This is a genomic window from Nocardiopsis sp. NPDC007018, from assembly GCF_040635075.1.
Lineage (GTDB): Bacteria > Actinomycetota > Actinomycetes > Streptosporangiales > Streptosporangiaceae > Nocardiopsis.
This window is the reverse complement of sequence record NZ_JBEYHA010000099.1, coordinates 1-6,760: the sequence shown is the minus strand read 5'-3', so window position 1 is coordinate 6,760 and position 6,760 is coordinate 1. Positions and strand designations below refer to the sequence as shown.

Sequence of the window (6,760 nt, the reverse complement as noted above, 5' to 3'; positions counted from 1 at the left end):
GTCCGGGCGGTGTTGCAGGAGGCGTTCGGTCCTGGCGTAGAGTGCTTGGGCGAGGGAGTTCAGGTGTTGCGTCACAACAAGACCATGGGCTCCCTAGCCTCATGCTCAGACCACGCACCCCTGGGAATTACTCATCTAGGGGATCGGCCGGATGTGGGCGCGGACGCGGGATGGGAGACTGGGCGCATGCCTGAGACTTTGAGTGAGAACGTCGGTGTGGGGCTGGGGGCGGCCCTGACGGCGGTCGGTTTCGTCATCTCCTACTTCGTGTGGCGGAGGAAGGGCGCGGCCTACGGTCTGCGCGGCGTCGCCTGGTCGCTGTTGCCCGTGATCGCGGGACTGCTGCTGCTGATGGACGTGGTGTTGCAGTTCGTCCTCGGCGTGCTCGGCATCCTGCTGACGATGGCCTTCAAGCTCCAGTCGTGGGTCGGCATCGGGCTCGCCGTGCTGATGGTGGTCCTGTACGTGGTCTCGGGCTTCATGAAGTCCAAGGGCATCGGGGTCAAGCCCGGTGCGCGTCCCGAGGACCGGGCCAGGGCCAGGGCCGAGGGTGGGGACGCCTCAGCGCCCGCCGCGGGAGCCGCACCCGCACCGGCCGGTCAGGTGGGCGCGCCCAAGCAGCCCAAGGCCGCCGCGGCCGACGACGACTTCGGTGACATCGAGGCGCTGCTGCGCAAGCGCGGTATCGACTAGGGCGTGTTTTGTGGGTGCTTTCGCCATCTGGTGGCGGAGCCGCCAGCTCCGCGAGCGGCCGCCAGGCCATCTCTCGCAAGACGATGAGCGAAGGTCAGCCCGGGTTTGGCTGTCCGAGCTTCATCGGCGCAGCGAGAGGCAGCCTGGCCACGCGAGCGCGGAATGATCCACTAAACAGGCCCTGGGCGACCCACGCTCCGACGACGGGGGCGGTCCCGCGTGGCGGGACCGCCCCCGTGTGCGTGCCGGGCCTTCGGCGACCGTGCGCCGGGCGACGCGGCCCGCAGTGGGGGAGTGCTTCCTGTGGCCTGGATCACTTTGTGGAATCGGGTCAATACTTACGGTTTCATAGCACTTGCCATAGGTCCCCTGTGCGCGCCTGGTTCGCACCGTTGTGGCCGTATCGTGGGCGGAGGCGTCCGGGCGGTCTTGTGCCAGCTCAGCGCGGGTCGTCCGACGAATGCGTGCTTTGCGTGGTTTGTTGGCTTAAGTGGCCATGTGGGTTGTTTGTTAGTGTTTGTTACGTTTTGGCTACACGGGCAGACTTTGGACGACATGCGTCCAAAGGGCGAGTAAATTGGTCGCTGTGTAACATCCCGGGCGGAAAGTTCCGTGGTCGTGTCCAACCTCTCAACGGTCGGCGCGTCACGGGCCAGTACCGACGAGACGGGCCACCCTCTCGCCCCGTCGGTCCGACGCCCAGCCAGCCAGAGTCGAGAACCGGCAGGCCCCACCGTGAGACCCGGAAGGGTCACCCCCCGAGCGGCTCACGTGTGGGATCGGTCCCCTCGGCCAGAAGCGTATGAGTGGAGAGTGGTGGCCTGATGAGCGCGCCCTCGCATGCCCCTGAGTCGGCCGAGACGGTCGACTCGGTACCCGGCGCCTCGGCCTCGGGTCGCAGCGACGCCGACAATCGGTCCCTGAGGCAGATCGCCTGGCAGCGGCTGCGCCGTGACAAGGTCGCCATGGTCTCCGGCCTGGTCGTGGTCCTGCTCATCCTGGCCGCGATCTTCGCGCCCTTCCTGGTGAAGCTGTTCGGGCACCCGCCCACCCAGTTCAACCAGGACCTGATCGACCCGAGCCGCCGCGTTCCCTACCTCGACCCGGAGAACCCGGACCTGGGTATCGACCGCTGGGGCGGGATCAGCTCCGAGCACCTGCTGGGCGTCGAGCCCACCACCGGCCGCGACCTGTTCAGCCGCATCCTCTACGGGGCCCAGATCTCCCTGCTGGTCGCCTTCCTGGCCACGCTGGTCTGCGTCGCCCTGGGCACCCTGCTCGGCATCATCGCGGGCTACAAGGGCGGCTGGGTCGACACCGTCATCAGCCGTGCCATGGACATTTTCCTGGCCTTCCCGCTGATGCTGTTCGCGATCGCCCTGGTCGGCGTCATCCCCGACGGCGTCCTCGGCCTGTCCGGCAACGGTCTGCGGATCGGCGTCATCGTCTTCATCATCGGGTTCTTCAACTGGCCCTACATCGCCCGCATCGTCCGCGGACAGACACTCGCCCTGCGCGAGCGCGAGTTCGTCGAGGCGGCCAAGAGCCTCGGCGCCAGCAACCGGCACATCCTCTTCAAGGAGATCCTGCCGAACCTGGTCACGCCGATCATCGTCTACTCCACGCTCCTGATCCCCACGAACATCCTGTTCGAGGCGGCTCTGAGCTTCCTCGGCGTCGGCATCAACCCGCCCACCCCGAGCTGGGGCAAGATGCTCTCCGAAGCGGTGCCCTTCTACCAGACGGCGCCCTACTTCATCATCTTCCCCGGTCTGGCCATCTTCATCACCGTTCTGGCGTTCAACCTCTTCGGTGACGGCCTGCGCGACGCCTTCGACCCCCGGACCTCGGACTGACCCAGCCCCGAGCGGGGAGGCCCGTCTCCCGTCCCCGCCCGGACACCGGTCAACCCATGGTCCGACCATCCCACACCAGGTTCAGAGAGGTACTTCCTTGATGAAGCGCACCCTCGGATTCGTCGCGCTCGGCGCGGCGGCGTCCCTCTTCCTGTCCGCCTGCGGTGGCGCCGCCACCGGTGGCGGCGACTCCGACTCGGCGGGCAGCTTCGACCTCGGCTCGACCGAGGTCGTCAACGCCTCGGACAAGTCGGGCGGCACCCTGAAGTACGCCCTCGCGGCGGACTTCGACTCCACCGACCCGGGCAACACGTACTACGCGTTCAACTGGAACTTCTCCCGTTACTACGCCCGTACGCTCCTCGCCTTCAACCCCGAGCCGGGCGACAAGGCCACCGACCTGATCCCGGACATGGCCGTGGACCTGCCGGAGCCCAACGAGGACTTCACCGAGTGGACCGTCAAGATCCAGGAGGGCCTCAAGTACGAGGACGGCTCCGAGATCACGGCCCAGGACATCAAGTACGGCATCGCCCGCGCCAACTTCAACGGCGGCGTGTTCACCGAGGGCCCGCAGTACTTCAAGGCGCACCTGGACCAGGCGGACCACAACGTCTACGACAACGGTGACGACCCGCTCGCGGGCTTCGACTCCATCGAGACCCCGGACGACTACACGCTGGTCTTCCACCTCAAGGACTCCTTCGCCGAGTTCCCGAACGTGCTCACCCAGCCGCAGACCGCCCCGGTGCCGATCGACGCCGACCGTGAGGCCCTGTACCAGGAGAAGGTCGTCTCCTCCGGTCCGTACAAGTTCGACGGCGAGTACGAGCCCGGTGTCGGCCTGAACCTGGAGCGCAACGAGCACTGGGACGGCGACACCGACCCGGTCCGCCAGGCCCTGCCCGACCGCATCGAGGTCGAGCTCGGCGTCGCCCAGGACGAGATCGACGAGCGCCTGCTCAGCGGTGAGATCGACGTGGACCTCGCCGGCACCGGCGTGGGCCCGGCGATGAACGCCCGCCTGCTCGACGACGAGGGCGCCCAGGGCAACCTGGACAACCCGTACTCCGGCGCGCTGCGCTACGTCAACATCCACCTCCCGATCATCGAGGACGTGGCCTGCCGCCAGGCGATCATGTACGCCGCCGACCGCGACAGCATGTGGCGCGCCTGGGGCGGCGCGACCGGTGGCGACCGCGCCACCAGCCTGCTCCCCCCGGCCATCCCCGGCTCGAACACCGACGCGGACCTGTACCCGTCGGACGACCACAAGGGTGACCTGGAGAAGGCCCAGGAGAAGCTCGACGAGTGCGGCGAGTCCGACGGCTTCAAGACCAACATCGCGGTCCGCACCGAGCGCGAGAAGGACGTCCAGACCGCCGAGGCGCTCCAGCAGTCCCTGGCCCGTGTCGGCATCGACGTCGAGATCAAGTCGTTCCCGTCCGGGGACTTCTTCGGCCAGTACGCCGGTTCGCAGGACTACGTCCGTGAGAACAACATCGGTCTGAGCGTCTCGGGCTGGGGCCCGGACTGGCCGAGCGGCTACGGCTTCGCCTCCAAGATCACGCACGGCGACGCGATCATGGAGACCGGTAACTTCAACACCTCCGAGCTGGACGACCCCGAGATCAACGGTCTGTGGGACGAGGCCCTCAAGACCGAGGACCCGGAGGAGCGCGCCGACCTCTACGGCAAGATCGACACCCTCGTCATGGAGAACGCCGCCATCCTGCCGGTGGTCTTCGACAAGACGCTGATCTACCGCTCCGACGAGCTCACCAACGCCTACTACCACCCCGCGTACATGATGTACGACTTCATGGCGCTGGGCGTCGACCGGGGCTAGGTCCCGAAGTACCAGCCTGAACTAGTACGAGAAGGCAGGTGAAAGCGGCGGGGAGCCCGAGGCGATCCCTCGGGTGTCCCCGCCGCCGACCGCGATGCTGAATTATGTTCTCCGCCGCCTTGGTGCGGGTCTCTTGCTTCTCGCCGTCGTCACGGCGGTGACCTTCTGGATCTTCTACGTCCTGCCCAGGTGGGCGGGCGTCACCCCGCACGGCATGGCGGCGATGTACGTGGGCAAGGCGCCCACACCGGAGGCGCTCGACGCCACCGTGGAGCGCCTTGGCCTCGACCAGCCCGTCGCGGTCCAGTTCATCGACTTCATCCGCACGTTGGTGCTCGGCCAGGAGTTCACCTTCGGCCGTGAGACGGTCCAGTGCGCGGCCCCGTGCCTGGGCTACTCCTTCACCACGAACTCTCCGGTGCTGCCGCAGCTCCTCGACCGCCTCCCGGTCACCCTGTCCCTCGGCCTCGGCGCCGCGGTGATCTGGGTCGTCGGCGGCGTGGCCGTCGGGGTGCTCTCCGCCGTCAAGAAGGGCAGCATCTTCGACCGCCTGGCCATGGGCGTCGCCCTCATCGGCGTCTCCCTGCCCATCTACTTCACCGGTCTGCTCGCCCTGGCCTTCCTGGTCCACGAGTGGGGCCTGTTCCCGGTCTCGCGCTACGTGCCGTTCACCGAGAACCCGGTGGCCTGGTTCCAGGTCATGTTCCTTCCCTGGGTGACGCTGGCGTTCCTGCACGCCGCCCAGTACGCGCGGCAGACCCGCGCGGGCATGCTGGAGACCCTCAACGAGGACTACATCCGCACCGCCCGGGCCAAGGGCCTGAGCGAGCGCAAGGTGATCTTCAAGCACGCCCTGCGCCCCACCCTCACCCCCATCGTCACCATTCTGGGTCTGGACATCGGCATGGTCCTGGGTGGCGCGATCCTCACCGAGACGGTGTTCTCCCTCAACGGCGTGGGTGCCTACGCGATCACCTCGATCGTGGCCAAGGACCTGCCCGTCGTCCTGGGCGTCACGCTCCTGGGCGCGGTGTTCATCGTCGTCTGCAACCTGATCGTCGACCTCCTGTACCCGGTCGTCGACCCCAGGGTGCGCATCGCCAGGTAGGGCGCGCCGCACTCGCCCCAGCGCCCGAACGCTGACACCAGACCAGCTCTACTGAAGGAAATGTGACATGGCCTCGACCGGACCGGCATCGGCTGCCTCTGACGCAGTCGTGCGCGTGGATGACCTGCGGGTGACCTTCCCGACGATGGACGGCGACGTCCACGCCGTGAAGGGCCTCTCCTTCGAGGTGCCCGCCGGTGGCGCGCTGGGCATCGTGGGTGAGTCGGGTTCCGGCAAGAGTGTGACCTCGCTGGCCCTGATGGGTCTGCACCGGGGCAGTCGCGCCCGGATCACCGGTGCCATCGAGGTGGCGGGGCAGGACGTGGTGACCGCCAGCGACAAGAGGCTGCGGTCGATGCGGGGCAACGACATCGCGATGGTGTTCCAGGACCCCATGCAGTCGCTGCACCCCCAGTACACGATCGGCAACCAGCTGGTCGAGGCCTACCTGGTGCACCACCCCAAGGCGGGCAAGGCGGCCGCGAGGCAGCGCGCGGTGGAGGCCCTGGACCGGGTCGGTATCCCCGAGCCCGCGAAGCGGATCAACTCCTACCCGCACGAGTTCTCGGGCGGTATGCGCCAGCGCGTGGTCATCGCGATGGGTCTGATGTGCGACCCCAAGGTGCTGTTGGCCGACGAGCCCACCACCGCCCTGGACGTCACCGTCCAGGCGCGCATCCTCGACCTGCTGGACGAGCTGCGCCGCGACCTCAACATGGCCCTGATCCTGGTCTCCCACGACCTCGCGGTGGTCGCCGGTTCGGTGGACGAGGTCGTGGTCATGCGGCACGGCCAGGCCGTGGAGCGCGGTGACGTGCGCCGGGTGCTCTCGGCGCCCGAGCACCCGTACACGCAGGCGTTGCTGGCCGCCGTACCGCGCGTGGAGATGTCCCGGGCCGAACGCCGCGCCCAGGACCGCGCCGACCGCATCGAACGGGACCAGCGCGAGGGCGCGGTCACCCGCCCGGGCGACTTCGAGGCCTTCACCCCCGCCGCGCCCGACCGTGAGGGCGAGCCGCTGCTCCGGGTGGTGGACGTGGCCCAGCGATTCAAGGTGCGCGGCGGCATGTGGGGCAAGGCGACCGACTTCTGGGCGGTCAAGGGAGTCAGCTTCGACCTTTTCAAGGGCGAGACCCTGGGCATCGTGGGCGAGTCCGGTTCCGGTAAGAGCACCCTGTCGCGCATGGTCATGCGCCTGCTGGAGCCCACCGAGGGCACCGTGGAGTTCGACGGCCAGGACATCACGCACATGTC

At 67.9% G+C, this 6,760-nt stretch carries 5 protein-coding genes; all 5 read left to right on the top strand.

Going from position 1 to position 6,760, the window contains the following annotated elements:
• The first annotated feature begins 186 nt into the window (after positions 1-186).
• The gene (locus tag ABZ635_RS26935) at positions 187-693 is read left to right on the top strand and encodes a cellulose synthase (RefSeq protein ID WP_357770036.1); all 507 of its coding nucleotides are present in this window, start codon (positions 187-189) and stop codon (positions 691-693) included.
• A gap of 824 nt (positions 694-1,517) precedes the next feature.
• Entirely contained in the window at positions 1,518-2,549 is a 1,032-nt protein-coding gene (locus ABZ635_RS26930; protein ID WP_357770035.1) for an ABC transporter permease, read from the top strand.
• A gap of 97 nt (positions 2,550-2,646) precedes the next feature.
• A complete protein-coding gene (locus ABZ635_RS26925) occupies positions 2,647-4,398 on the top strand; it encodes an ABC transporter substrate-binding protein (protein ID WP_357770034.1) in 1,752 nt (583 codons plus the stop codon).
• Between the two features lie 94 nt (positions 4,399-4,492).
• Positions 4,493-5,506: an ABC transporter permease gene (locus ABZ635_RS26920; RefSeq protein WP_357770033.1), complete on the top strand. Its 1,014-nt coding sequence runs from the start codon at positions 4,493-4,495 to the stop codon at positions 5,504-5,506.
• A gap of 67 nt (positions 5,507-5,573) precedes the next feature.
• A partial coding sequence (locus ABZ635_RS26915; RefSeq protein ID WP_357770031.1) for an ABC transporter ATP-binding protein occupies positions 5,574-6,760 on the top strand: 1,187 nt, incomplete at its 3' end.

Coding starts and splice junctions, on each gene's coding strand:
- ABZ635_RS26935 (WP_357770036.1), top strand. CDS start 187: ATGCCTGAGACTTTGAGTGAGAACGTCGGTGTGGGGCTGGGGGCGGCC.
- ABZ635_RS26930 (WP_357770035.1), top strand. CDS start 1,518: ATGAGCGCGCCCTCGCATGCCCCTGAGTCGGCCGAGACGGTCGACTCG.
- ABZ635_RS26920 (WP_357770033.1), top strand. CDS start 4,493: ATGCTGAATTATGTTCTCCGCCGCCTTGGTGCGGGTCTCTTGCTTCTC.